Raw genomic sequence first — 25,014 nt, 5'->3', positions numbered from 1 at the left:
TAAGGATGACTGATTTTTCAACCGAATATTTTACAATGAATGAAGAACAAGCAATGGAATATGCCAAAAAGAAATTAGATTATTTTAAAAGTGATGCAGAACTAACTTGTAAGGAAATTGGTGATGGGAATCTCAATTATGTATTTCAGATCGTAGATGAAAAAAATAAAAATTCGATTATTTTAAAACAAGCAGGTCCGGTGGCAAGAATTTCTGATGAATTCAAAGTATCTCCTGATCGCAATCGTATCGAGAGCGATATCCTAAAGATTCAGTATGAATATGTGCCAGAGCATACACCGAAAACTTACCGATATGACCCTGTTATGAATTGTTTTGCAATGGAAGATTTATCAGAATATGAGATTATGCGGTCTGCATTAATCAAGCATCAAACATTTCCAGAATTCGCCGATCATATTACTACTTTTATGGTAAAGACATTGTTGTTAACTTCAGATGTAGCGACGAACGCTAAAGAGAAAAAAGCGTTAGTGAAAAGTTTTATAAACCCGGAATTGTGTGAAATAACGGAAGACTTAGTGTATACAGAACCATTTTATGATTGTGAAAGAAATGAAGTATTTCCTGCAACACGTCCCTTTATTGAAAAAGAAATCTGGGGCGACAAACAATTACAATTAGAAACAGCAAAATTAAAATTTGAGTTTATGACAAACGCACAATCTTTGATTCATGGCGATTTGCATACAGGTTCCGTCTTTATAAAAAAGGATAGCACGAAAGTAATAGATCCTGAATTTGCTTTTTACGGGCCAGCTGGTTATGACATAGGTAATGTTGTTGCAAATTTAATATTTGCATATGCGAACGGACAAGCAACTATTTCAGATGCTGAAGAACGCGATCAATTTCAAAAATATATTACCACTACAATCAGAGATGTAATTGATCTATTTAAAGTGAAGTTCAATAAGCTGTGGCAGGAAACCGATAAGGAATTTGTCGCAAATTATGAAGGTTTCCAAAACTATTATCTTAACAGTATTTTAAAAGATACGGCAGCGGTTGTTGGGTTGGAGCTAACACGTCGTATTATTGGACTAGCAAAAGTAGCAGATATTACCTCGATTAAACAGGAAGAAGCAAGGCAAAAGGCAGAAATAAATTGCCTTACTGCCGCTAAGCAATTTATTTTAAACAGAGAAACCTTTAAAACTGGTGATAACTTTGTCTTTCAGATAAAAAAAGCTTTGGATTAAAAGGAGGTAGCAAACATGGCAGACCATGTAACAGTGATTGAATCGGTCAAATTGGATGATGCAAATGATGCCATTATTCTATTAGATCAAACAAAGCTGCCAAATAAGAAAGAGTTTTTACAACTTAAAACGGTAGATGATGTTTGGGATGCTATTTATCAATTAAAAGTAAGAGGCGCACCAGCAATTGGAATTGCCGCAGCATATGGGATTTACATTGTTACTAAAAATAGTACTGCAAGCGATTTTGAAGCATTTTACCAGGAATTTAAAAAAGCAAAAGAAAAATTAGCTTCGTCGCGTCCAACAGCAGTCAATCTATTTTGGGCACTCGACCGAATGGAAGCAAGACTAATGAAAGAAAAAGAAGCAACTATTTCTGAAATAATACGTGCTTTAAAAAATGAAGCAAATTTAATTAAAAAAGAAGATCAAGAGGTGTGTGAAGCAATTGGACGTCATGCCTTAGAGGTTTTAGAACCAGGCTGGGGGATATTAACTCACTGTAATGCAGGTACGATAGCTACAGCAAAATATGGAACAGCCTTAGCGCCTATTTATTTAGGCGAGGAAAAAGGTTACGATTTTAAAGTATTTGCTGATGAAACAAGACCGTTGTTGCAAGGAGCACGTTTAACTGCCTGGGAATTAAATGAAGCAGGAGTAGATGTTACACTAATATGTGATAATATGGCTTCGATTGTAATGAGTCAAAAGAAAATTCAAGCAGTCTTAGTTGGATGTGATCGTGTGGCAGCGAACGGAGATGCAGCGAATAAAATCGGTACCTCAGGTGTAGCGATATTAGCCAAGCACTATGGTATTCCGGTTTATGTCTGTGCTCCGATGTCAACGATCGACCTCAATACTGAGACTGGTAATGATATTGAAATCGAATTACGTCCAGAGGAAGAAATTAAAACAAAATGGTATAGTGAATCGATGGCACCAGAACAAGTAAAGACCTATAATCCAGCATTCGATGTAACAGACCATACATTAATAACCGGAATTATTACCGAAAAAGGTATTGTGTCCCCATCTTATAAAGAAAACTTAGCTAAATTATTTGATTAATTTGAATCCATATTTAGGAAAGGGGGGATACCCGTTGTACCAGAAAAAATATTATAGTGATTTTGAAGCTAAAAAATGGATGGTCGAAATAGGTAAACGTATTTATCAAAAGAACTTTGTGGCTGCAAATGACGGAAATATATCGGTTAGAGTTGGCCCTGACACAATCTGGACTACACCAACTGGAGTAAGTAAAGGTTATTTGACGCCAGATATGATGGTAAAAATGCGTTTGGATGGTACGATCATTGCTGGAAATCGAAAGCCCTCATCAGAGGTGAAAATGCACTTAAGAGTTTACCGGGAAAGCGAAGATACAAATGCTGTGGTTCATGCCCATCCGCCAATGGCGACATCTTATGCGATTGCAGGCATTGATCTTGAAAAACCTGTCTCTCCTGAAGCAGTTGTTTTGTTAGGTAGAGTTCCTGTTGCACCATATGCAACACCGAGTACGGAAGAAGTTCCTGACTCGATTACACCATTGATTAAGGAGCATCATGCGGTTTTACTCGCAAACCATGGGGCTTTAACATGGGGGCGTGACTTATTTGAGGCTTATTATCGGATGGAATCACTAGAGCATTACGCTTTAATGTTGACCTATTCGACGAACATTTTGAATAAAGCGAATGAATTAAATTGTAATCAAATATCAGATTTAGTTGAAATGCGAAATAAAATGGGAATAAAAACAGGTGGTGTACCGCCATGCAATGTCGAGGAACAAAGCTCGACACCGGCAGCAAGTAAATCAAAAGAACAGGTTCTTCAAGACATTGTCGAAAAAGTGACAAAACGAGTCATCGAACAACTTCAGAAAGGAGGCGCCTTGTAGTTGCAATTAAATGAAAAAGATATCCAAACAATTATTGATTCCGTATTAAAGAATGTGGAAGCAGCAGTAGAGAATAGACAACCAACGCAAGCTAGTGGTCAAAGTTCTGAACAACAACCAATAAAGATGAAACAACTCTCACCTTCTGCACCTTCAAACACTTTTAATATGAGTAGTAATAAAGATGGTGTATTTGAACGAGTAACAGATGCAATCGAAGCTGCTTCAAAAGCTCAAGAAGTGTGGATGAAGCAATACACGTTAGAAGAGAAAGAAAATCTTATAAATTCGATTCGTCAGGCAGTTGCTCAACAAGTTAATCACTTTGCGAAGTCTGCTTTGGAAGAGACTGGGCTTGGCAATTACGAGGATAAAGTTTTGAAACTGTCACTTACGGTTGAAAAAACACCAGGTACTGAGCTATTACAAACAGAGACCTTTTCTGGTGATGACGGCTTATCTTTTGTCGAACAGACACCATTTGGCGTGATTGGTGCTGTAACACCAGTCACCAACCCAATTGATACGATCGTAAATAATGGGATCGGCATGATCGCTGCCGGTAATGCAGTCGTGTTTAATGTACATCCATCTGCTAAAAAAACATCACGTGAGATGATTCAACTTTTAAATCAAACGATTGTAAATGCAGGCGGTCCAGAAAACCTGCTAACGATGGTGCAAGAGCCAACAATTGAAACCGTCCAGGAAATTGCCAACCATCCATCTGTGAAGCTATTAGTCGGAACCGGTGGACCAGGGATGGTGAAAAGTTTATTGAAATCAGGTAAAAAAGCAATTGGTGCCGGTGCTGGAAATCCACCAGTTATTGTTGATGAAACGGCTGACCTTAAACAAGCTGCGAAAGATATCATTGAAGGAGCTTCCTTTGATAATAATCTTTTATGTATTGCAGAAAAAGAAGTTTTTGTATTAGATCAAGTAGCAGATGATTTAATTTTTGAGTTGTTAAATCAGCAGGTTCACATGCTAGATCATCAGCAATTAGAGAAAGTAATGAAACTAACCTTAAAAGAAAATACCGAGGGTATACCAGGAGGCTGTTCCTACTTATCCAGAGATTATTTAGTTTCAAAAGACTGGGTTGGTAAAGACGCCACACAAATTTTAGAACAAATCGGAGTTTCTAATGTCCAAACAAAACTGTTAATTTGTGAAGTGGATGCTGAACATCCTTATGTACAGTTGGAACAATTAATGCCGATATTACCTATAGTGAGAGTGAAATCAGTCGATGAAGCTATTGAAAAAGCAGTCAAAGCTGAACATGGCAACCGCCATACAGCTGTGATGCATTCCAATCACATTAAAAACGTAACAAAATTTGCTAAAGCAATCGGTACTACTATCTTCGTTAATAATGGCTCCTCTCTTTCTGGTGTAGGATACCGTGGAGAAGGCTTTACCACTATGACGATTGCTGGACCAACTGGTGAAGGGGTAACATCAGCAAGAACCTTTACAAGACAAAGACGGACCGTTATTGCAAATGGTGGTTTTAACATTAGAGGGTAGGTGAAGCTGATGGGTAACGCAGTTGGACTATTAGAAGTGTTAGGTTTTAGTGTAGCAATGACAGCAATGGACCAAGCATGTAAGACAGCTGACGTTGAAATTCAAGCAATGGATTGCAATAATCCATCTTCAGGTAATCATGCAAAGATTCCAGTTGTTGTACAAGTCAAATTTACTGGAAATGTTTCCGACGTGAAAATTGCATTAGAAACAGCAAGACATACAGCAAAACAATATATTGAGGAACAAGATATTGTCACTAGCTTTATACCAAATCAGGCTCCAGGACTTGAAAAATTATTAGGTATTGGCAAAGTAACGCGTCCATAGCAGTTAAGTTAGGGGAATAATCATGAAGAAATCATTAGGATTAATAGAAGTGATAGGCACTGTAACAGCCACGATTGCTATCGATGCTATGAGTAAACATGCTTTTGTTGAAGTAACGAAGTTTGACCAAGCTGGCTCAGGTTTGTTAACGATTATGATTGAAGGGGATTTAGCTTCTGTTCAAGCAGCTTTAGAAGTCGGTGCAGATCAAGCTTCCATGCACGGACAAGTAGTAGCGGTAAAAGTAATTCCGAAACCGGATCAACAATTATATGGTAAACTGATTCCGAATAAAGAAGGTGAATCTTCATGATACAGCATGAAGCAATCGGTATTATCGAAACAAAGTATTTTCCTGTTGCGATGGAAATGTTGGATCAGGTGACCAAAACTGCTGACGTAGAATTCTTGACCAGTCATAATCAACTAGGTGGTAAGTTAGTATCACTTATTATTGGTGGTTCCATTTCTGATGTAACGTTAGCAATCGAAACTGCCAAACGAGTTGACCAGACAAAACCGGATCAACCATTAAAAAATGCAGTTGTCATTACTAATCCACATCCTGAAATTTTGAAATACGCAATTCCAAGCACTAAAAAAGCTGAAAAACAACAAACAGCTAAGAAACAAGCAACCCGAAAAACGAGAACAACAAAAAAACAAGCAACAAAAACAATAGAGGAGGACGAAAATAATGAGTGATTCACTAGGAGTAATCGAAACGAGAGGTTTAACAGCATCAATTGAGGCAGCAGACGCGATGTTAAAGGCGGCAAATGTAGAAGTGGTAGGAAGTGAAAAGATAGGTTCAGGTTTAGTATCTGTGATCATTAAAGGTGATGTTGGCGCAGTAAAAGCAGCAACAGAAGTAGGAGCAGAGGCAGCAGGACGAGTTGGGGAAGTAGTAGCAGTACATGTAATCCCACGCCCGCATACGGATGTTAATAAATTATTAAAGCTTTCAAAATAAGGTATACACTTAGTTAAAAATAATAAAAAAAATGGAGGTATTCACATGAGTGATTCATTAGGAGTAATTGAAACGAGAGGTTTAACAGCATCAATTGAGGCAGCAGATGCGATGTTAAAGGCTGCAAATGTAGAAGTGGTAGGCAGTGAAAAGATTGGATCAGGGCTAGTATCTGTAATTATTAAAGGTGATGTTGGAGCAGTAAAAGCAGCAACAGAGGTAGGCGCCGAAGCAGCAGGACGTGTAGGAGAAGTAGTAGCAGTCCATGTTATTCCACGTCCGCACAGCGACATCAGTAAATTGTTACCTCAATTTAAATAATAAAGGGCTGATCATGCATGAATGAAGAGCGAAAATCAGCAATATATCTTGCTATTACACAAGCTGTGATGGAGGAAATTAAAGCGAATCAAATTGAAGTAGTAAACGATAGAAATTCACGTGTACCTGTCAGTATTTCGGCGCGACACGTTCACTTAGAAAAAGCACATGCTGACATTTTGTTTGGTAAAGATTACACGTTTCAAAAATATCGTGATATATCTCAGCCAGGACAATATGCATGTGAAGAACAAGTAACGATTGTTGGGCCAAAGTCAGAGATTGAACGGGTACGTATTGTTGCACCGCTCAGAAAACAGACACAAGTTGAGGTATCAAGGACCGATGGCTTTACACTAGGATTGAAGCCACCTGTTAGACATTCAGGTGATGTTTCAGGATCTTCGCCGATCTCTATTATTGGTCCCAAAGGTCGTATTGATTTAGAGGAAGGATGCATTATCGCAGACCGTCATATTCATATGTCTCCGATGGATGCGCAAACTTTCGGAGTAGAGAATCATCAAAAAGTTCAGATTCAAGTAGATGGAGAAAAAGCGGGCATTATGGGGAATGTAACCATCCGTGTCAGTGAGCGATATGCGCTGGACATGCATATCGACACAGATGATGCCAATGCTTTTGCTATTACGGGTAAGGAATACTTAAGATTAATCAAGTAAGACCTATCCAACTTTGGAGGTTTAACAAATGGTAATAGGTAAAGTAATTAATCGTGTAATTTCAACACGGAAATATGATACATTACAAGGTTATAAACTATTAGTTATTGAGCCTTATAATGGTGAAAATAAAGAATGGTTTGTAGCTGCAGATACAATCGGTGCAGGCGAAGGTGAACTCGTATTAGTTAGTTTTGGAAGTGCTGTTCAACATGCACTTCATCAACATGCACCAATTGATGCCGTTGTGGTAGGTATTGTTGATCAAGCACCAGATGGTCTATAAAAAGCAACATTATACGAATAGGAGACCTGTGTCATGAAACTAATCGTTATCGGTGGCGTAGCAGCAGGCATGTCTGCTGCTTCAAAGCTGAAAAGAATCGATCAAAATGCTGAAATAACTGTTTATGAAAAGGGAGAATACGTTTCATATGGAGCGTGTGGTCTTCCTTATTATGTATCTGGTGAAAATGATGATCATACTAAAATGATAGCGCGAACGAAACAGCAGTTTGAACAAAAGGGAATCAGTGTCAATATCTTTCATGAAGTGATAAAGGTAGCACCTGAAAGAAAGCAAATAATGGTTCGTAATGTTAATACGGGGCAAATGTTTTTGGACCACTATGATAAATTATTGGTCGCAACAGGAACTTCTGCGATTGTCCCACCATTTGATGGCTTGGAGCTGGATAATATTCATATCTTGAAAACAATGGAAGATGGTCTGGCATTAAAAGAAATTGCTCACCAGCCACATATTAAGAACGTGGTTATTGTTGGTGGCGGTTATATTGGAATGGAGCTTGCTGAAGCGATGCATGGTTTAGGTAAGGATGTTCGTATCATCGAGCAAGCAGAGAAGATTTTACTCCCATTTGACCGCGAAATAACGGACATAGCAATGGAACATCTGCAGGAAAATAATGTCGACGTACATTTGAACGAAAGAGTGGAGTCCTTTAATGGTTATCAATCTGTTCAACAAGTGATAACGAGCAAGGGAACCTATGAAGCAGATTTGGTAATTTTATCAATTGGTGTTAGACCTGCTACCAAATTCCTGGATGGAACTGGTATTCAATTAGCTGCTAACGGTGCGATCAAAATAGATCGGGAAATGCGGACTAATATTGAAGATATTTATGCAGCAGGTGATTGTGCAGAAGTTTACCATTTTGTGAAACAAGAGAATGCATACTTACCATTAGGCACAAATGCAAATAAATGTGGTCGAATTGCCGGTGAAAATATAGCCGGTGCTCACCGTAAATATATTGGTACCTTGGGGAGTGCGGCTGTAAAAATCATTGATTTGGAGTTGGCGCGTACAGGTCTCTCAGAAGCCGAAGCAAAAGACTTATCCATCGACTATAAGGTTGAATTTGTTAAAGCAGCAAACCACCCAGGCTATTATCCTGGTCAAACGCCACTTTGGATCAAGCTCATTTGCGAGAGCAGAACGAGGAGAATTATAGGTGCTCAAGCAATCGGACAATCTGGGGCAGTATTAAGAATTGACATGTTCGCAATTGCAATTCAGAATCAAATGCCTGCTGATGAATTAGGAATGACTGACTTATGTTACGCTCCACCTTTTGCAGGTGTGTGGGATGCTGTACATATTGCTAGCAATGCCATTAAATAATTAAATGGCAATGGAGGTGAGCTGAATGAAAAAATTAACAACATTACAAACGGCAGTCTCTGGTATTAAGGATCATGCAACATTGGCTTTAGGCGGAAATGTCTTACATCGTGCACCGATGGCTTTTGTTCGTGAGTTAGCTCGCCAGCAGAAGTCTGGTTTGCGTCTGGTAAAAACAGCTGGTGCCCATGACATCGATTTACTATGTGCAGTTGACGCGGTCAAAGTAGTAGATGCAGGGTTTGTTAGTTACGAAACGGTATATGGTTTACCACCACATTACCGGGCTGCCGTGCAAACTGGAAGAGTTAAGACAAATGAACATGCTTGTTATACAGTTATTAGTGCTTTAAGAGCAGCATCTACAAATGTTCCCTTTATGCCGGTAAATGGTTTGAAATTTGGAGATTTAATTGATCGAAATGATTATTTTGTGGTGGTGGAAGATCCATTTACAAAAGAACCGGTTACACTAGTACGTGCGATTGTTCCAGATGTAGCCGTCATACATGTTCAAGAATGTGATGAAGATGGAAATGCAGTTATTATTGGACCTAAATATGAGGATGTTCTGATGTCGAGAGCCGCAGACAAAGTCATCATTACAACGGAACAGGTTGTATCTAAATACAAAATGAAGCAACAACGTGATCGAATTGCAATTCCAGGATTTCTAGTAGAGGCTGTTGTTCATGTGCCAAAAGGTGCTCAGCCGACATCGTGCCATCAAAAATATGACGTGGACGACAAAGCATTACGAACGTTTTTATCATTAAAGGAAAAACAGGAGTTTAAAAGTTTTATAGATAGTTATAAGAAATTAGATTATGGTGCAGAAAGGGGGAATATCCGTTGGTAAATAATTATCGGATCAGTGACTTAATGACATGTACGATTGCTGATATGCTTGAAGATGGTGAAACGGTATTCCACGGTGTGTCCTCACAAATGCCTATGGTCGCTATGCACTTAGCCAGACACTCACATGCACCAAATCTAGTCCATTTAAATATCCCCGGTGGTGTCAATCCTGAATCTATTAAAAAAGCATCATACTCTTCTGCAGGAGCAGATCTGGTAGAGGCTGGTGAATCCAATTTTGGGTTAGATGAAATCTTTGATCTTTCCATGCGTGGAAAATTAGATGTTGCATTTCTAGGCGGTGTCCAATTTGATAGGCACGGGAATATCAATGCTTCGGTGATAGGTGACTATGATAAACCAAAAGTACGTTTACCTGGTGGTGCAGGAAGTGCTGTCTTGATTCCGACTGCTAAAAAAGCTATTATTTGGCGAACGAAACATGATCCACGAACGTTTCTGGAGAAAGTGGACTTTGTGACAACAAGGGGAAACCTCTGGAAAATCATTACGCCATTGTGTGTATTTGTTTTTCAAAATGGTCAATTAGAATTAGATACGATACATCCACATACAACAATTGAAGAGGTTCAGAAACAGACAGGATTTCCACTTGTTTATGATGAAGTTCGGTATACAAAAAGCCCAACAAGAAAACAACTACAAATCTTGCAAAGAATTGATCCAGATGATTTTCGATCAGCTGAAATGTAATTGTCAGAATTTATCGAAAATTGATTGATTTTATTTATAAACTTCATTATAATCACGGTAGTTATGATAAAACGAAATCACAAAATCATAATGTTAAAAAGGGGGCAAAAAAAATGAGAAAGAATTTATTGTTTTTACTTGTTTTAGGTTTTTTAGCTTTTGTTCTAGTAGCATGTGGAACAGAAAGTGAAGATGAGTCAAGTAACGGAGAAAATGACGAAGGTAATGCAGAAAACAGTGAATCTAAAGAAGAGGCAAAATCAGTGGCAGTGGTATTAACAGATCAGATTGGTGTAAATCCTTTTTTTCAACAAATTGCTGATGGAGCCAAACAAGCAGCAGAAGAAACCGGTTTGGAGATTAATGTGATAGAATCTTCTGACACTACAGAGACAAAACAAAACTTAGAAGTGGCCGTTGCCGAAGGTTATGACCTGATTCTAACCGCTACTTTTGATGCAGTAGATCCATTAACTACAGTAGCAGAGGCTAATCCTGATCGAGATTTTGCGATTATAGATGCAATTGTAGATTTACCAAATGTTAAAAGTGCAGAATTTAAAGAATATGAGGCAAGCTTTTTACTAGGTGCTGCAGCGGGACTAGCAACTGAAACAGACACAGTTGGAATTATACCAGCACAGGACATCGCATTATTAGATAAATATATTGTTGGTTTTCAAGAAGGTGTCGCACATGTTAATGAAAATGCTGAAGTACTAGTTAACTATGTTGGTAGTTTTGAAGATCCTGCCAAAGCTAAAGAAATTGCATTACAACAAAATTCAAATGGTGCTGATTTTATAGCAGCAGCGGCAGCTGTTAGTGACTTGGGTGTATTTGAAGCAGCAGCAGAGGCTGGATTCTATACGTCAGGGCAGGATATTGATCGAACTGTCGAAGATCCGGAGCACGTTGTGTTGTCACAACTTAAAAACACTGATGTAGTTGCATATGATTTTGTCAAAGAATATGGGAATGGTGAATTTTCAACAGGTGTCCAATCATTTGGTTTGGCTGAAGATGGTGTTGGGTTAACATATGTTACGGCAGAATCTGAATCGCCTCTGAATGATTTTATTGGACAGGATACCATCGATCAAGTGATTGAAATTAAAGATCAAATTATATCAGGTGAGATTGAAGTAAAGAATCCTCTTGAGCAATAAGGTGATAGGGCTGCTTCTACAAGCAGCCCATTGTTTTACATACAGGTAGTAAAAATTTTGAAAATGACTTTATAATGCTTTGCAAAGAAGGTGAGGATTTGTTAGAACTTCGTGGGATTACCAAAAAATATGGGGAATTTACGGCTAATGATCAGATTGACTTTTCATTAGTAAAACAAGAGATACATGCGATTGTTGGTGAAAATGGTGCTGGAAAAACAACACTGATGAGAATGTTGTATGGTATGGAAGAACCAACAAGTGGCGACATCTTTGTTCATGACAAAAAAAGAAAGATTCAAAGCCCAAATGATGCTATTGGATTAGGAATTGGAATGGTTCATCAACATTTTATGCTGTTTCCATCTTTCACAATTGCTGAAAATGTTGTTTTTCATCATGAACCAAGAAAAAAATGGCGTTATGATCGAAAAAAAGCGAATCAGGAAGTCGAACAGTTAGCTAAGAAATTTGGAATGGAGATAAATCCTAATCAAAAAATTTCAGATGCACCGGTTGGTGTCCAACAACGTGTAGAAATTTTAAAAGTATTATACCAAGGTGCAGAGATCATTATATTAGATGAACCTACTGCGGTTCTAACACCATTAGAAGTAAAGGATTTACTAAATAGCTTAAGAGAGTTAGTAAAAATGGGGAAAAGTATTATTCTGATAACCCACAAATTAAATGAAGTCATGGAAGTGGCCGATCGGATAACCGTACTAAGAGATGGAAAAGTATCAGGATCATTAAAAAAAGAAGCAACAGATACAGAAGAATTGTCGCGGTTAATGGTTGGAAGAGAGTTACAAAAAAAACAATTGCCTAAAGTAACAAGTGGTAAAGCAGTATTAGATGTTAACCAAGTATATGTGAATGATTCAAAAAATAAAGCTGCTGTTGAAAACATTTCAGTTCAAGTACATCAAGGAGAAATTGTAGGTGTTGCAGGGGTATCTGGTAATGGACAATCTGAGTTAATTCAAGCAATAACTGGTTTGGTAAAAACTAGTGCTGGAAAGATTCGCATAAATGATCATGATGTCACCAATCATTCCGTTCGACAGATAAGAGATAGAGGTTTATCACATATTCCAGAAGACCGTTATTTGTGGGGGGCAGCTAAATCAGCTAGTATTCTTGATAATCTGATCATGACAGATTATCGAAAATCTCCTTTAGCCCAAAGAGGTATCTTAAACAAAGGGAAAATTCATTCTTATGTAAATAACAGTATTAAGCGATTTGATGTGAAAGCATCCTCTATTAATACTAGTGCACAATATTTATCTGGTGGTAATTTACAAAAATTAATTGCCGCACGAGAAATTCAAAAAGATACACCGTTACTACTTGCAGCCGAGCCTACTCGTGGAGTTGATATTGGTGCAATGGAGTTTATTCATGAGCAAATCATCGAGAAACGTAACAATGGTGATGCAGTATTACTTATTTCATCGGAATTATCAGAAATATTAGCATTATCTGATCGTGTCTTAGTAATGTTCGAAGGAAAAATTGTTGGTGAATTTGACAGAGAAAATGTAAGCGAAGAAAAGCTGAGCTTACTGATGGCAGGTGGTACATATGAGTAAAATGAAAGGACATATCTCAAATATCATCCAACCTGTTTTTGCGATATTTGTAGGACTAGCTGTAGGAACGATTGCTATTCTTTTAGCTGGAGAATCAGTTTTTTTAACGTACCGTGAAATGTGGGAGGGTGCATTTGGAAGCTTATATTTCTTATCGAATACATTAGAACGTTCGATACCAATCATATTAGCAGGTTTAGGTGTCGCCTTTGCTTTTCGCGCTGGTTTTTTCAATTTAGGTGCTGAAGGACAACTTGTGATGGGAGCCGTCACTACAGCTATCGTAACCGTATATTTACCTTTTCAAGGTTTTCTGAATTTAGTCATTTCAATTGGAGCAGGTATGCTGATTGCGGGGTTATTATCATTTTTTGCTGGGTGGATGGAACAAAAATTTCAAATTAATTTGCTTATTTCTACCTTGTTACTAAATTATATTGCGGTTCTTTTTGCCGGATATTTAGTAAGTGAACCATTCCGCGACACAACTAGCTCAGGTGGAGTGGCACATTCTGTCATGGTAGAAGATGCTAGTAAGCTTCCGAAATTACTAACCGGTATGAATGTACACTATGGTTTTGTGCTAGCGATTATTATCACTATATTGCTTGCTTTTATAATTAAGCGAACCACTTTTGGATATGAAGTGAGAATGTTAGGACAAAATATGTTCTTCGCGCAATATGGTGGTATTAATCGTAAGAAAGTAATGTTTATTAGCATGTTAATAAGTGGAATGTTAGCCGGACTAGCTGGAAGTGTGGAAGTAATGGGTATGCATTATCGCTTTATAGAAGGAGCTTTAACGACACCTCAATTTGCATGGACCGGACTTATGGCAGCCTTGTTAGCGAACTCGAATCCAGTGGGGACAGCTATCATAGCTATCTTTTTAGCTGCATTGGATACAGGGGCATTAGGAGTTGAACGAAATACAGATGTACCTAATGCAATATCTGATATTATTCAAGCGGTCCTTATCTTATTTATTTCAGCCAAGTTTACAATGGCATTTATCAAATCAAAAAGAAAGAGGGGGGCAAAATAAATGAGTAGTTTATTTGATTTATCTTTAATAGATTCTACACTTCGAATGATGGCCCCTCTTTTATTAGCAGGATTAGGTGGTGCAATATGTGCTCGGGTGGGCATTTTTAATGTTGGTCTAGATGGATTAATGTTAATGGGTGCTTTTATAGGTGTTGCAGCTAACGCATTTACTAACAATATATGGCTTTCCATTCTGATCGCAGTTGTTGGTACATTAATATTCTCTTTATTATTTGGATACATGGTGATTCACCTGCAAGCAAATATGATCGTAACTGGAATAGCTATAAACTTTCTATCAATTGGGGCAACTACTTTTGCATTACGAACGATATTTGATGTGCAAGGGGCATATTACAATAATGAAATGGTAGGTTTACCGACATGGCGAATTCCGGTTATTGATGATATACCACTACTAGGTAATCTTTTATCAGGTCAATCGCCAGTCGTATACTTGGGGATTTTAATTACGATAGCAATGTATATCTTCTTGAAAAAAAGTGTGCTTGGTTCTCACTTTGATGCTGTAGGAATAAATCCTGTCGCAGCCAAAAGCCAAGGAATTAAAATCAAAAAAATTCAATACCAAGCGGTGATTATTTCTGGGATATTATGTGCTCTCGGAGGCGTGCAACTGTCTTTAGGCCAAGTAACGATGTTTAGTGAAAATATGACAGGAGGTCGTGGTTTTATTGCATTAGTTGCTACGATGCTAGGTCAATCTAATCCAATCGGAGTGTTTTTATCAAGCAGTTTATTTGGCTTCACAGAAGCTATTAGTATTAGATTTCAAGGGTTAAATATACCGACAAACTTTACCTTAATGCTTCCATACGTAATAACCATTTTAGCGATGTTTATCTTTAAAGATCGTACCCAATTAAATGCGATGAAAAATAGCCAAGGAAGCTCAAGATAAGCATAGGAGGGGAATAAGATGAAAAAAGCAGATCGTTTAAAAAAAGCAAAAGTACCACCGAGAAATGAAAAATATGGTGATCGTCTGCCACCTGGACAAACACTAACAAAGAAATTTCCGATTTTACATGAAGGTGAAGTGCCTGAATATGATCTTGATAAGTGGTCATTAAAGGTTTTTGGTGAAGTAGAGCAAGAAGTAGTATTTAATTATGAGGATTTAATGAGTCTGCCTCAAACAACGATTGTTCGTGATATCCATTGTGTAACACGTTGGTCCAAGTTTGATAACAGTTTTACTGGTGTAAAATTCACTGACTTTTTGAAAGAAATTGGTGTGAAAGATACAGCGAAATATGTAATGGTTTATGGCGATTACGATTATGACAGTAATATTCCATTAGAAGATTTACTGAAAAATGATATATTAATTGCACATAGCTATGATGGTAAGCCACTGACACCACAACATGGTTATCCTTTTCGACTTGTAGTACCACATCTCTATTTTTGGAAAAGTGTTAAATGGATCCGTGGCATCGAATTTATGAAAGAAGATCGACAGGGTTTTTGGGAACGAAATGACTTTCATAATTATGGCGATCCATTTAAGGAAGAGCGTTTTTCTATCGAAGATGCTTATATGCCAGAAGATGAGTGGCAAAAGAAGGAGTATGATTGATGTATTTATCAAACCTTAAAGTAGAAGCTGATCAATTGCCGAAAAAGGTGATCGTATGCGGGGATCCTGATAGGGCTACATTGATTGCTAAAAGCTTAGAAGAGAATAAATTGTTAGCTCAGAACCGGGAGTATTACACCTATGTAGGTTATTTTAATAATGAATATATTGCGGTTGTAAGTCATGGGGTAGGCGCTTCAGGTGCAGCTGTATGTTTTGAACAGCTCATACAAGGCGGAGTAGAGGAGATTATACGTGTTGGTACGGCTGGTTCTTACCAGAAAGAAGTAAGACCGGGAAGTCTTGTAATAAGTACTGCCTCTGTAAGTACGGACGGCTTTTCCAGTCAAATTGTACCAAAAGGATTTCCGGCTGTAGCAGATCTTTCCGTTTCAAATAAACTGTTAGCTGAAACAAAGAAAGTAAGCTTTCCTATCTTTTCAGGAATAACACTGACACTTGATGTATTTTATCAAGGCGTTGTACCTTTTCCACATCAACAATACCAAGAAGCTGGCGTCTTGGCAGTTGAAATGGAAATCGCTGCATTATATTCGATTGCGAGCATACGTCAAGTAAAAGCTGGGGCTATCGTTGCAATAGATGGATATGCAGACTCAAATCTAGCCGAAGACTACAATCCACACACAGATCAAATTAAACAAGCAATCGATCAAGCTGTTATCATCGCTTTAAATGCCTTAACAAATTAGATAGAAGTTAAGACAAGTATTAAGAAGATACTACGCAATAATTGGTGTGGTCATTTTGACAGTATATATGAGCGTGCCAATCGCTCCGGCTTGCCCACTTCGCTTTCCGAGGGGCATGCTCTTCAGCTAACTTTGAAAAGAAAAACACTTTTCAAAGTGGATCTTCAGATCATGCTAATCCCTCAGGAGTGGAAGTGGACGCCTACGCTAATTTGATATTCTACAACGCTATTATCAGGAAGCTTATTGGTATTTCTATAATTTGAAAAACATTATTTGGAGTAAAAGCTCAAAATGCTACCTGTTATACTAGTTGTAGAACTAATATATTAGCGCAGGCCGTCCACTTTCACTCCTGTGGGAATGTTTTCTCTGAAGATCCACTTTTTCAAGCGATCTGTGCTTGGAAAAGTTAGCTGAAGGGAAAACCCCATGGAAAGGGAAGTGGGCAGACGGAGCGGGTATCTAGTAATTAATACATTTCAAAATTACCACCCCCATTTATTGAAAAGTATCTTAACACTATGAATTTCACCGTTTGAGTTTGAAATTAAAAGAAGTAGTTATGTTCCGGTATCTTTATTACGTAGCATTCTTTTTATGTTTACAATTTCACTGCGGTGCTTTGGTTTAGTGCGTTTTCTAGGTCGTTTAGTAAATCTTCTACGTCTTCAATGCCCACTGAAAGACGGAATAGACGGTCACTGATTCCTCTCGCTTCTCTTTCCTCTACTGGCATAGCTGCATGTGACATTGTGGCAGGATAAGATAAAATCGATTCAACTGCACCTAAACTAACAGCAATTACCGGCAAACTTACGTGATTTGCAAATTGCTGAACATCGATCCCCTTCTTTAATTCAAAAGACAAAACAGCTCCTGGACTCGTAGATTGGGAGGCATGAACATCCGCACCTGGATGACTTGCTAATCCAGGGTAATAAATATTTTCAATGGAAGTATGATTGGATAAATGCTCTGCAATTTGTTGAGCAGACCTAGTACTTTTGTTAAAACGAGGTTCCAACGTTTTCATTCCTTGTAGCAATTGATAACAATCTTGCACACTCAACACAGCACCATACGTGTTCTGCACAAATGATAGCTTTTCTGCTAATCTGTTATCTTTTGTTACAGCTAATCCAGCTACAATGTCACTATGACCTGAAAGGAATTTAGTTGCACTATGTAATACAATATCTACTCCTAAGTCTAATGGTTGCTGGTGTAATGGCGTCATAAACGTATTATCTAGATAAGTGTAGCAGTTGTTTTCTTTTGCTAATGCCACAATAGCTCTAATATCTGTAATTTGTAAAAGAGGGTTAGCGGGAGTTTCCATATAAATAACCCGAGTGTTACTTTGAATAGCTCGTGCTACTTCATCAATATCTGTCATATCGACAAAGGTATGACTAATTGAAAACTGACTTAGTAATTGTGTTACACAACGAAATGTGCCGCCGTATACATCTTTTGAAATAACGATGTGATCATTGGAATGTAATAACATAAAGGCGGATGAAATAGCAGCCATACCAGATGAAAAAGCAAAACCGTCTGTTCCATTTTCTAAAGAAGCGATTGTTTTTTCCAATTGGGTTCTGGTAGGGTTTCCGGATCTGGTGTAATCATAAGGTCCCATTTCATTCAGTTGTTTTTGATGAAATGTCGATGACAAGTATATCGGTGTATTAACCGCACCAGTAGCTTCTTCATGGTAACCTTGATGATGTCCGCCGTGTGCTAATGTTGTTTGTTTTTTATAAGTCATTTTTACTTCCTCCTAATGCTTGCTGAATGTCTTGTTTAAGTTCTTCCACATGTTCAATCCCGACAGAGAAGCGTAATAATCTGTCACAAATTCCTCTTCTTTCTCGTTCTTCTTTCGGGATGTCCCCATGTGTTTGAGTAGCTGGGTAGGTAATAAAACTCTCGACCCCACCTAAACTTTCAGCAAAAGAGATAATCTTTAAGTTTTCCAGGAAAGTTGGTATGATATCAGCACTCGAAACACGGAAGCTGATCATTGCTCCTTTTTCAGGGTAGAGAACATCTTTAACATCAGATATACCTAATAAAAACGCTGCTAGATGCTTGGCATTCTCTTGTTGTTTTTCCATTCTTAAAGATAAAGTTTTCATACCTCTAATTAGCAACATGGAATCGAGTGGTGAAAGAACAGCACCAATGGCATTATGTAGGTAGAATAATTTGTCAGCTAATGATTGGTTGTTGACGACAACTAGTCCTGCTAATACATCATTATGTCCACCAAGGTACTTGGTTGCAGAATGGACAACTATGTCGGCTCCCTCTGTTAAAGGTTGTTGCAGATACGGTGTATAAAAGGTGTTGTCTACGATTAATAATAATTCATGTTTTTTTGCAAAAGATGCTATTTCTTCTATATTAATTTCTAGCAGTAAAGGATTTGTTGGAGTTTCGATAAATATTGCTTTTGTGTTGCTCGTTAAATGAATCTCAAATTGATCGGTTTCTGCATATATTGGTTTTATCTGATATGATTGCTCAAAGTGCTGAAAAAGTCGATATGTGCCACCGTATATATCCTCTGAGATTAAGATTTCATCTTTTTTCTTAAATAAGGAAAATACAAGGTGAATTGCTGCCATTCCTGACGAGCAAGCAAATCCTTTAACACCTTTTTCCAGTTTGGTGATTGCTTCTTCAACAATTTCTCTTGTTGGATTAGTGGTCCGACTGTAATCATATCCGGTAGATTGACCAAGTGTCGGATGTTGAAATGCTGTCGATAGATAGATCGGTGCTTCGACAGCTCCAGTACGTTTGTCTTTTCTATTGCCAATTTGCGCAAGTATTGTTTCTATATATTCCATTTTCGATCCGCCCTTTCTATCCAAATAAAAGAGACCTCCGATAAGTAGAAGGCCTCTGGTTAAGGATACAATCTTCTTATCTTTTCTGGATTTAGCACCATACAATTTCATGCTGGTTGCTGAGGTGTCAACGGGCCAGTCCCTAAACCTCTCTTGATAAGGATTTACATTATATTTGGAAATTTAATACATTTATCATACAATAAAAAGGAAAAAATTACAATGAAAAATATAGAAAAACTGTCTATTGACTTTTTTTTTATAATGAATTATAGTATGTACATCGCAACAAAAAATGGAAAAAAATGAAAAATAAATAAAACTTATCCAGAGAGAAGGAGGGAACTGGCCCTGAGAATTCTCAGCAACAGGCGAAAGCACTGTGCTACATCCAGCAAGAAATTCTTGGCAGATAAGAGAACGAACTTCTACTTTATCCGTCAAAGTAGAAGTTTTTTTGATTTTAGAAAAACAATTAAAGTATTACAAATAAATACTAAGTAAGTGAAAGGATTTCTATACTCCAATTCCAAGTTATCCTATTGAATTAATCATAGTGTTCGTAAAATTTATTTGAAGATTAGAGTTATAGATATTTAAACGCTGAAGCGAGAGAGTTGGTAGTCGCCGATGTTCACAGTTATTGCTTTTGCAGCAGCATGTATTTTTGCATTTAATATAGGTGCAAGTGGTTCTGCTGCTAGTATGAGTATTGTTTACGGTAGTCACGTAGTTAATAAAAGAATAAATGCACTGTTGATTGCTGGAATAGGAGCGGTTATCGGTGCTGTGTTTGGCGGACAATTTGTTACAAATACTTTAGGTAAGGGAATCATTCCTGAACAAATATTAGATGTAAAGGTAGCCTGTATTATTTTATTGGTTGCTGCTTTTACAATTTTGATCACAAACTATATTGGAATACCCTTATCGACAAGTGAGGTAACGGTAGGTGCAATTATAGGTGTAGGGTTAAGTTACCAGCAACTAAATACTAACACGGTGCTGTGGATTATTTCTTTTTGGGTGATTGTACCTGTTGTCGCGTTTTTGTTTACCTTTTGTCTTGAGAGGCTCAGACTTCTTTTTCAGAAATATATTGATTTTAGGCCACCCAGAAAAATATTAGCTATCTTATTGCTTATAACTGGCATAGTGGAAGCGATCGCTGCTGGAATGAATAATGTTGCAAATGCTCTAGGTCCATTGGTAGGTGCAGGGATTGCTTCGATGGAATTTGGCTTACCATTTATGGCTGTCATTGTTGCCTTAGGCAGTATTTTCTTTGGTGGAAGAGTCTTGGAAACAAATGCAAGAAAAATCACGTCACTTTCATTAGGGAATGGAATTGTAATATCCAGTGCTACAGGAAGTTTAGTTGTAGGAGCTTCCTTATTAGGAGTCCCAATACCAATGACGCAAATTACGACATCAGCGATTGTTGGTATCAGTGCAAGTAATGACCTAACGTTAGTATGGAAACAAAAGATTATTCATCAGATAGCAAAAGTGTGGGTGACTTCACCAATTGTCTCGTTAATATCTGCGTTTTCTTTAACAGAGATTCTGGTTCAATATTCATTTGATCAAGTCATACTACTTTTCCTTGCTATTTTAGCGACGTATATATTAGTGCGATTCCGAGAGACACCAACAAAAATTATTCCAGGAAAAGGATGGGATCATCATGGGAAAAGTATATATAGTGGGAGCAGGTCCAGGAGATGAAGAATTAATAACGTTAAAAGGAGTAAGAGCGATTAAGGAAGCGGATGTAATTTTATATGATCGATTAGTAAATAAAACCATTCTGGAACATGCACGTGAAGATGCTGTAAGGATTTTTTGTGGGAAAGAACCTAACAAACACGGGGTGATTCAAGAACGTATTAATGAACAGTTAATCTACTATGCACAGAAAGGGAAGGTAGTAACACGTTTAAAAGGCGGAGATCCTTTTATTTTTGGAAGAGGTGGGGAAGAAGCTCTATATTTAGAGGAAAGGAAGGTCGGTTATGAAGTTGTACCAGGAATAACATCAGGAATTAGTGCTGCTGCTTATGCTGGTATCCCTCTTACCCATCGACATATAAGTGGGTCCGTTAGTTTTATTAATGGTGCCAATCCGCAAGCAAAAACAATAGATGAATGGCGTCATATTGCTCACGGTACCGAAACGCTATGCTTTTATATGGGTATTAAAAATTTTCCAATTATTTGTGAGAAATTAAAAGAAGCAGGATTATCGGGTACTACACCTGTCGCGATTATTCACTGGGGTACACTATCTCATCAAAAAACAATTGTTGCAGATTTGCAAACCATTGTTGAAAGGTTAGATGAGGTAAGCAATCCTTCCATGATTGTGATTGGAGAAGTAGTAAAGTTACATGACAAGATCAAATGGTTTAAAGAGCAATGTGAAACGATCTCATTATAAGAAGAGAGCGATGAGGTTGAGACAAAAAAAGTTTATAAAAACAATTCAAATTTGAATCAATTAGAATTTCATACGTATTAGGAAGGAACTACGTAAAACTGGATGTATATTTCATTGCCGAAGTGGTAATTTTGAAATGTGTTATGGACTAGTAAATCGCTCCGGCTGCCCACTTCCCTTTCCGTGGGGTTTTCCCTTCAGCTAACTTTTTCAAGCAAAGAGCACTTGAAAAAGTGGATCTTCAGGTAAAACATTCCCACAGGAGTGAAAGTGGGCGGCCTGCGCTATAATAATATTCTACAATTGTTGCAACAGTTAGCATTTTGCGCTGTTACTGCAATCAACAAATTTTTTATGTGAGGAATAGCATAATGCTACCTCATACTAGCGTTGTAAAATATCAAATTAGCGTAGGCGTCCGCTTCTACTCCTATGGGATATTTTTCTCCGAAGATCCACTTTGGTAAGTGGTCTTTACTTACCAAAGTTAGCTGAGGAGAAAAACCCATGGAAAGAGAAGCGGACAAGCCTAAGCGATTGCTAAGCTCACACATCATGTCAAAATTACAACATCATTTATTGCGCAGTTTCCTTATAATGCGCAACAATCTTTATTGTATCGTTGGTATGTGATGTTAACAAAATAGGTTAGTTTTCAGACTCATCTTTTATGATATTTAAAATTTGCTGTTGGTCCTTTTCCCAGTCCCAATTTGGGTTTATACGTTCTAAAAATTCCTCTATCTGGTTATCTGTTAAGTCTTTTTTACCATTAGAATTATTTAAATAGGATTTCAATTCCCATGTTCCACCTTTTTTATTTTCAATCGTTGTCCACTTAACTGTGAAGACATAATCATTCCCATTAATATCAGCATGGATCAACAAAATATCCTTGTGTAAGATAAAATTGCTAAGTTGCATCAGCCACACCTCCTACTTGTATTATAGCATACCATGAAAGGGATTACAGCGCTGTATTCGGATTCGGACATTCATTATTTTGGTCTGTTTGAATATAAAGGAACTAGAGGAGGTATCGATATGGCAGTTATTAAAGCTAATGAAGCAGATGTGAGGTTATTAGCACGTTTAATGAGAGCAGAAGCAGAAGGCGATGGGAAGCTGGGTATGTTAATGGTAGGGAATGTTGGAGTGAATCGTGTGAAAGCACGTTGTTTAGATTTTGAAGATATTAATACAATAAATCGTATGGTATTTCAGAGCCCAGGTGGATTTGAAGCAACCCAAAAAGGTTATTTTTATCAACGAGCACGAGAAAAAGAAATCCGGTTGGCTCGAAGATCAATTGGTGGAGAACGAAATCACCCCGCTAGTTATGCACTTTGGTTTTTCCGTCCAGAAGGAAGCTGTCCTGAGCAATGGTTTGGTCAATGGAACACGGGTAGATTTAAAAGTCATTGTTTCTTCACACCCACAGAATCTGAATGCCAAAGCGTATTTGAAACCTTTTAAGAGAATGCAGAAAACTAATAAGGATGAAAGAAGGATTATGTGACCTAATTTCATGTCGTCACATAATCCTTCTTTTTTATAAGCAAGTTCAAAGGTGAAATAAATGAAGATATAGTTAACTAGTTATGTTATTTATTATGAGAGTTTGCAAGGAAATCGCCCGTCTCCCCACTTCACTTTTACCACGGCACATGTGCAACATCTATTAAAGAAAGCTTTTCTATTGTTTTCTATGCAGTGGCGGCCAACGCTATGAATTGGTTTTACCGGTTATTTTTCAGTCCCTTTTTTGAGTTGAACTTTTTGGAAAAACCAAAGTAACACAAAAGTGAGTGAACCGATAACAAATAACCCTGTATAAACAGTATGTAGAGCAAAGGTGAGACCATCTTGCATGGAAGCAAGTGTTTCCGTGGGAATGGTTTCTCGCATTCCCTCGTCTAATAACATATCCGTGCCGGCTATCTCGATATCTTCCCCTTTTTTTTGATAATAATTTTGTAACTGCATATTAAGTAGACCACCTAAAAAAGAAGCCCCTAAAGCACTACCAATGATTCTCATAAACATATTAAGTGAGGTAGCGGCTCCTCGTTCATGCCAAGTTACGGTGTTTTGAATAGCAACAATAAATGTTGTTGAAGTAAGCCCCATACCGATACCTACGATACATGAGCTAATTCCTGCGTAAACCGGTCCTTTATCTGCATCAAGCATAAAAAATAAAAATGTTCCAACAAATAATGCGAAGCCGCCAGTGAAAGCTGTCCAACGAAATCCTATCTTTAAAACAAGATGACCTGCAATTGTTGCTGAAATCGGCCAGCCAATCGAAAGAGTACTCAAGGTAAAACCAGCCACTATGGCAGATTCCCCCATAACAGCTTGTACATATGTTGGAAGAAAGCTCGATAACCCTAAAATGATCATCCCTGAAAGCAGTGTAGCAAGGTTAGCGATTACAATTAGTTTGTTGTTCCATAAATAAAGTGGCATCATTGGTGATGGTGCTCGTTTTTCCTGCCAGATAAAGATACTAATGCTAATAAAGAAAAGCAATAATAGACTAATTGCTTCTATGGAGAGCCATGCCCAATTCGTTCCTGCTTGTACAAAAACTACAATTAACGCTGAAATTGCAATAAAGAATAAACTTGAACCGAGATAATCAATCGATTTTTTTTCTTTGTCCACTTTCTCATGAAAATAGATGATGACACCGATCAGTCCTAAGATGCCGATAGGAATATTCATCCAAAAAATCCAAGCCCAATCGATAAACTGAACGATTATTCCACCTAAGAGAGGACCTATTACAGATGATACTCCCCAAACACTTGCCAGGTAGCCTTGTACTTTGGCACGTTCTTCGACTGTATACATATCACCAACTATCGTTGTTACGATAGGCTGTATTGCTCCTGCGCCAAGCCCCTGAATCAGTCTGAAAATGATAAGTGCTCCCATTGTTGGTGCGATACCACACAAAATGGAGCCGATAAGAAATATAATGACACCAATAATAAAAACAGGTTTTCTGCCAAATAGATCAGCTAATTTTCCATATATTATAGTAGTTACTGCTTGCATTAATAAGAAGCTTGAAAACACCCAACTATATAAAGAAAACCCACCTAAGTCTGCTACGATATTAGGCATTGCAGTGGCGACAATAGTTCCTTCAATTGCTGCCATAAACATGGATAGTACAAGTGCTACTAAAACGAGTGGACGGTTGGTTTTTTGATCTACCATGTTAAACTCAGCCCTTTTTTGTTTTTTCTATTATTAAGTCTCACTTTATTGTATCAGAAAAAACAAATGGAATGTATTGGAAAGTACCTTTTTTCAAGACGTACTGTTCGTAATAGGTATAAACGGAAGCTAATTTCCTAAT

At 37.7% G+C, this 25,014-nt stretch carries 27 protein-coding genes and 2 riboswitches; of the genes, 23 read left to right on the top strand and 4 right to left on the bottom strand.

The genetic code is table 11. The features are described from left to right. Positions 1-5: 5 nt before the first annotated feature. The 20 genes from mtnK (at position 6) to BUC25_RS17790 (ending at position 16,340) form a co-directional block, all read left to right on the top strand. Entirely contained in the window at positions 6-1,223 is a 1,218-nt protein-coding gene (gene mtnK, locus BUC25_RS17885) for an S-methyl-5-thioribose kinase (protein WP_073203238.1), read from the top strand. Between the two features lie 15 nt (positions 1,224-1,238). Continuing rightward, positions 1,239-2,300: an S-methyl-5-thioribose-1-phosphate isomerase gene (mtnA, locus tag BUC25_RS17880; RefSeq protein WP_073203237.1), complete on the top strand. Its 1,062-nt coding sequence runs from the start codon at positions 1,239-1,241 to the stop codon at positions 2,298-2,300. A gap of 34 nt (positions 2,301-2,334) precedes the next feature. After that, positions 2,335-3,138 (top strand): class II aldolase/adducin family protein, encoded by an 804-nt coding sequence (locus BUC25_RS17875; protein ID WP_483188994.1) that lies wholly within the window; start codon positions 2,335-2,337, stop codon positions 3,136-3,138. After that, positions 3,139-4,674 (top strand): aldehyde dehydrogenase family protein, encoded by a 1,536-nt coding sequence (locus tag BUC25_RS17870; RefSeq protein ID WP_073203236.1) that lies wholly within the window; start codon positions 3,139-3,141, stop codon positions 4,672-4,674. It abuts the gene before it with no gap. A 9-nt stretch (positions 4,675-4,683) separates the two neighbouring features. Continuing rightward, the gene (locus BUC25_RS17865; RefSeq protein WP_073203235.1) at positions 4,684-5,004 is read left to right on the top strand and encodes a BMC domain-containing protein; all 321 of its coding nucleotides are present in this window, start codon (positions 4,684-4,686) and stop codon (positions 5,002-5,004) included. 22 nt (positions 5,005-5,026) lie between these two features. Next, positions 5,027-5,317 (top strand): BMC domain-containing protein, encoded by a 291-nt coding sequence (locus BUC25_RS17860; RefSeq protein WP_073203234.1) that lies wholly within the window; start codon positions 5,027-5,029, stop codon positions 5,315-5,317. Continuing rightward, complete coding sequence (locus tag BUC25_RS17855; protein WP_073203233.1) at positions 5,314-5,709, top strand: BMC domain-containing protein; 396 nt, start codon at positions 5,314-5,316, stop codon at positions 5,707-5,709. The genes BUC25_RS17860 and BUC25_RS17855 overlap by 4 nt, the downstream gene beginning before the upstream one ends. Next, positions 5,702-5,977 carry a BMC domain-containing protein gene (locus BUC25_RS17850; protein ID WP_073203232.1) on the top strand — a complete coding sequence of 92 codons (276 nt, stop codon included), beginning with the start codon at positions 5,702-5,704 and terminating at the stop codon, positions 5,975-5,977. Before BUC25_RS17855 ends, BUC25_RS17850 begins: the two co-directional genes overlap by 8 nt. A gap of 45 nt (positions 5,978-6,022) precedes the next feature. Beyond that, complete coding sequence (locus BUC25_RS17845; protein WP_058307996.1) at positions 6,023-6,298, top strand: BMC domain-containing protein; 276 nt, start codon at positions 6,023-6,025, stop codon at positions 6,296-6,298. A 17-nt stretch (positions 6,299-6,315) separates the two neighbouring features. Further along, entirely contained in the window at positions 6,316-6,981 is a 666-nt protein-coding gene (gene pduL / locus BUC25_RS17840) for a phosphate propanoyltransferase (RefSeq protein ID WP_073203231.1), read from the top strand. Between the two features lie 28 nt (positions 6,982-7,009). Beyond that, positions 7,010-7,267 carry a EutN/CcmL family microcompartment protein gene (locus BUC25_RS17835; RefSeq protein ID WP_058307995.1) on the top strand — a complete coding sequence of 86 codons (258 nt, stop codon included), beginning with the start codon at positions 7,010-7,012 and terminating at the stop codon, positions 7,265-7,267. A gap of 33 nt (positions 7,268-7,300) precedes the next feature. Beyond that, positions 7,301-8,632: a CoA-disulfide reductase gene (locus BUC25_RS17830; RefSeq protein WP_073203230.1), complete on the top strand. Its 1,332-nt coding sequence runs from the start codon at positions 7,301-7,303 to the stop codon at positions 8,630-8,632. 25 nt (positions 8,633-8,657) lie between these two features. Continuing rightward, entirely contained in the window at positions 8,658-9,491 is an 834-nt protein-coding gene (locus BUC25_RS17825) for a CoA transferase subunit A (protein WP_073203229.1), read from the top strand. Continuing rightward, complete coding sequence (locus BUC25_RS17820) at positions 9,485-10,207, top strand: CoA-transferase subunit beta (RefSeq protein WP_211619602.1); 723 nt, start codon at positions 9,485-9,487, stop codon at positions 10,205-10,207. The genes BUC25_RS17825 and BUC25_RS17820 overlap by 7 nt, the downstream gene beginning before the upstream one ends. A 113-nt stretch (positions 10,208-10,320) precedes the next feature. Further along, positions 10,321-11,376, top strand: coding sequence for a BMP family lipoprotein (locus BUC25_RS17815; RefSeq protein ID WP_073203228.1), 1,056 nt, complete (start codon positions 10,321-10,323; stop codon positions 11,374-11,376). Positions 11,377-11,450: 74 nt separating this feature from the next. Continuing rightward, complete coding sequence (locus BUC25_RS17810) at positions 11,451-12,974, top strand: ABC transporter ATP-binding protein (protein WP_073203227.1); 1,524 nt, start codon at positions 11,451-11,453, stop codon at positions 12,972-12,974. Next, the gene (locus tag BUC25_RS17805) at positions 12,967-14,022 is read left to right on the top strand and encodes an ABC transporter permease (protein ID WP_073203226.1); all 1,056 of its coding nucleotides are present in this window, start codon (positions 12,967-12,969) and stop codon (positions 14,020-14,022) included. The genes BUC25_RS17810 and BUC25_RS17805 overlap by 8 nt, the downstream gene beginning before the upstream one ends. Further along, the gene (locus BUC25_RS17800) at positions 14,023-14,946 is read left to right on the top strand and encodes an ABC transporter permease (protein WP_073203225.1); all 924 of its coding nucleotides are present in this window, start codon (positions 14,023-14,025) and stop codon (positions 14,944-14,946) included. Between the two features lie 18 nt (positions 14,947-14,964). Then, positions 14,965-15,627 (top strand): sulfite oxidase-like oxidoreductase, encoded by a 663-nt coding sequence (locus BUC25_RS17795; RefSeq protein WP_073203224.1) that lies wholly within the window; start codon positions 14,965-14,967, stop codon positions 15,625-15,627. Further along, a complete protein-coding gene (locus BUC25_RS17790; RefSeq protein ID WP_073203223.1) occupies positions 15,627-16,340 on the top strand; it encodes a nucleoside phosphorylase in 714 nt (237 codons plus the stop codon). The genes BUC25_RS17795 and BUC25_RS17790 overlap by 1 nt, the downstream gene beginning before the upstream one ends. A 604-nt stretch (positions 16,341-16,944) precedes the next feature. Here the strand turns inward: BUC25_RS17790 and BUC25_RS17785 are convergent. After that, positions 16,945-18,114: an aminotransferase class I/II-fold pyridoxal phosphate-dependent enzyme gene (locus tag BUC25_RS17785; protein WP_073203222.1), complete on the bottom strand. Its 1,170-nt coding sequence runs from the start codon at positions 18,112-18,114 to the stop codon at positions 16,945-16,947. Continuing rightward, positions 18,104-19,201: a methionine biosynthesis PLP-dependent protein gene (locus BUC25_RS17780; protein WP_073203276.1), complete on the bottom strand. Its 1,098-nt coding sequence runs from the start codon at positions 19,199-19,201 to the stop codon at positions 18,104-18,106. The genes BUC25_RS17785 and BUC25_RS17780 overlap by 11 nt, the downstream gene beginning before the upstream one ends. A 73-nt stretch (positions 19,202-19,274) precedes the next feature. After that, a riboswitch (SAM riboswitch) is annotated at positions 19,275-19,364 on the bottom strand. A 157-nt stretch (positions 19,365-19,521) separates the two neighbouring features. Beyond that, a riboswitch (SAM riboswitch) is annotated at positions 19,522-19,620 on the top strand. A 211-nt stretch (positions 19,621-19,831) separates the two neighbouring features. Here BUC25_RS17780 and BUC25_RS17775 point away from each other — a divergent pair. Next, positions 19,832-20,929, top strand: a complete 1,098-nt coding sequence (locus BUC25_RS17775) for an inorganic phosphate transporter (protein ID WP_073203221.1) — start codon at positions 19,832-19,834, stop codon at positions 20,927-20,929. After that, positions 20,889-21,641, top strand: coding sequence for a uroporphyrinogen-III C-methyltransferase (gene cobA, locus BUC25_RS17770; RefSeq protein WP_073203220.1), 753 nt, complete (start codon positions 20,889-20,891; stop codon positions 21,639-21,641). The genes BUC25_RS17775 and cobA overlap by 41 nt, the downstream gene beginning before the upstream one ends. A gap of 648 nt (positions 21,642-22,289) precedes the next feature. Here cobA and BUC25_RS17765 read toward each other — a convergent pair. Further along, complete coding sequence (locus BUC25_RS17765; protein WP_073203219.1) at positions 22,290-22,565, bottom strand: hypothetical protein; 276 nt, start codon at positions 22,563-22,565, stop codon at positions 22,290-22,292. 120 nt (positions 22,566-22,685) lie between these two features. On the opposite strand from BUC25_RS17765, the gene BUC25_RS17760 reads away from it, so the two are divergent. Then, positions 22,686-23,117: a cell wall hydrolase gene (locus BUC25_RS17760; RefSeq protein WP_073203218.1), complete on the top strand. Its 432-nt coding sequence runs from the start codon at positions 22,686-22,688 to the stop codon at positions 23,115-23,117. 270 nt (positions 23,118-23,387) lie between these two features. Here the strand turns inward: BUC25_RS17760 and BUC25_RS17755 are convergent, their stop codons facing one another. After that, complete coding sequence (locus BUC25_RS17755; RefSeq protein ID WP_073203217.1) at positions 23,388-24,872, bottom strand: MDR family MFS transporter; 1,485 nt, start codon at positions 24,870-24,872, stop codon at positions 23,388-23,390. Positions 24,873-25,014 lie beyond the last annotated feature (142 nt).

The organism is Gracilibacillus kekensis (genome assembly GCF_900143085.1).
GTDB lineage: Bacteria > Bacillota > Bacilli > Bacillales > Amphibacillaceae > Gracilibacillus > Gracilibacillus kekensis.
The sequence above is the reverse complement of the archived record's forward strand: the minus strand, read 5'-3'. Positions and strand labels throughout refer to the sequence as shown.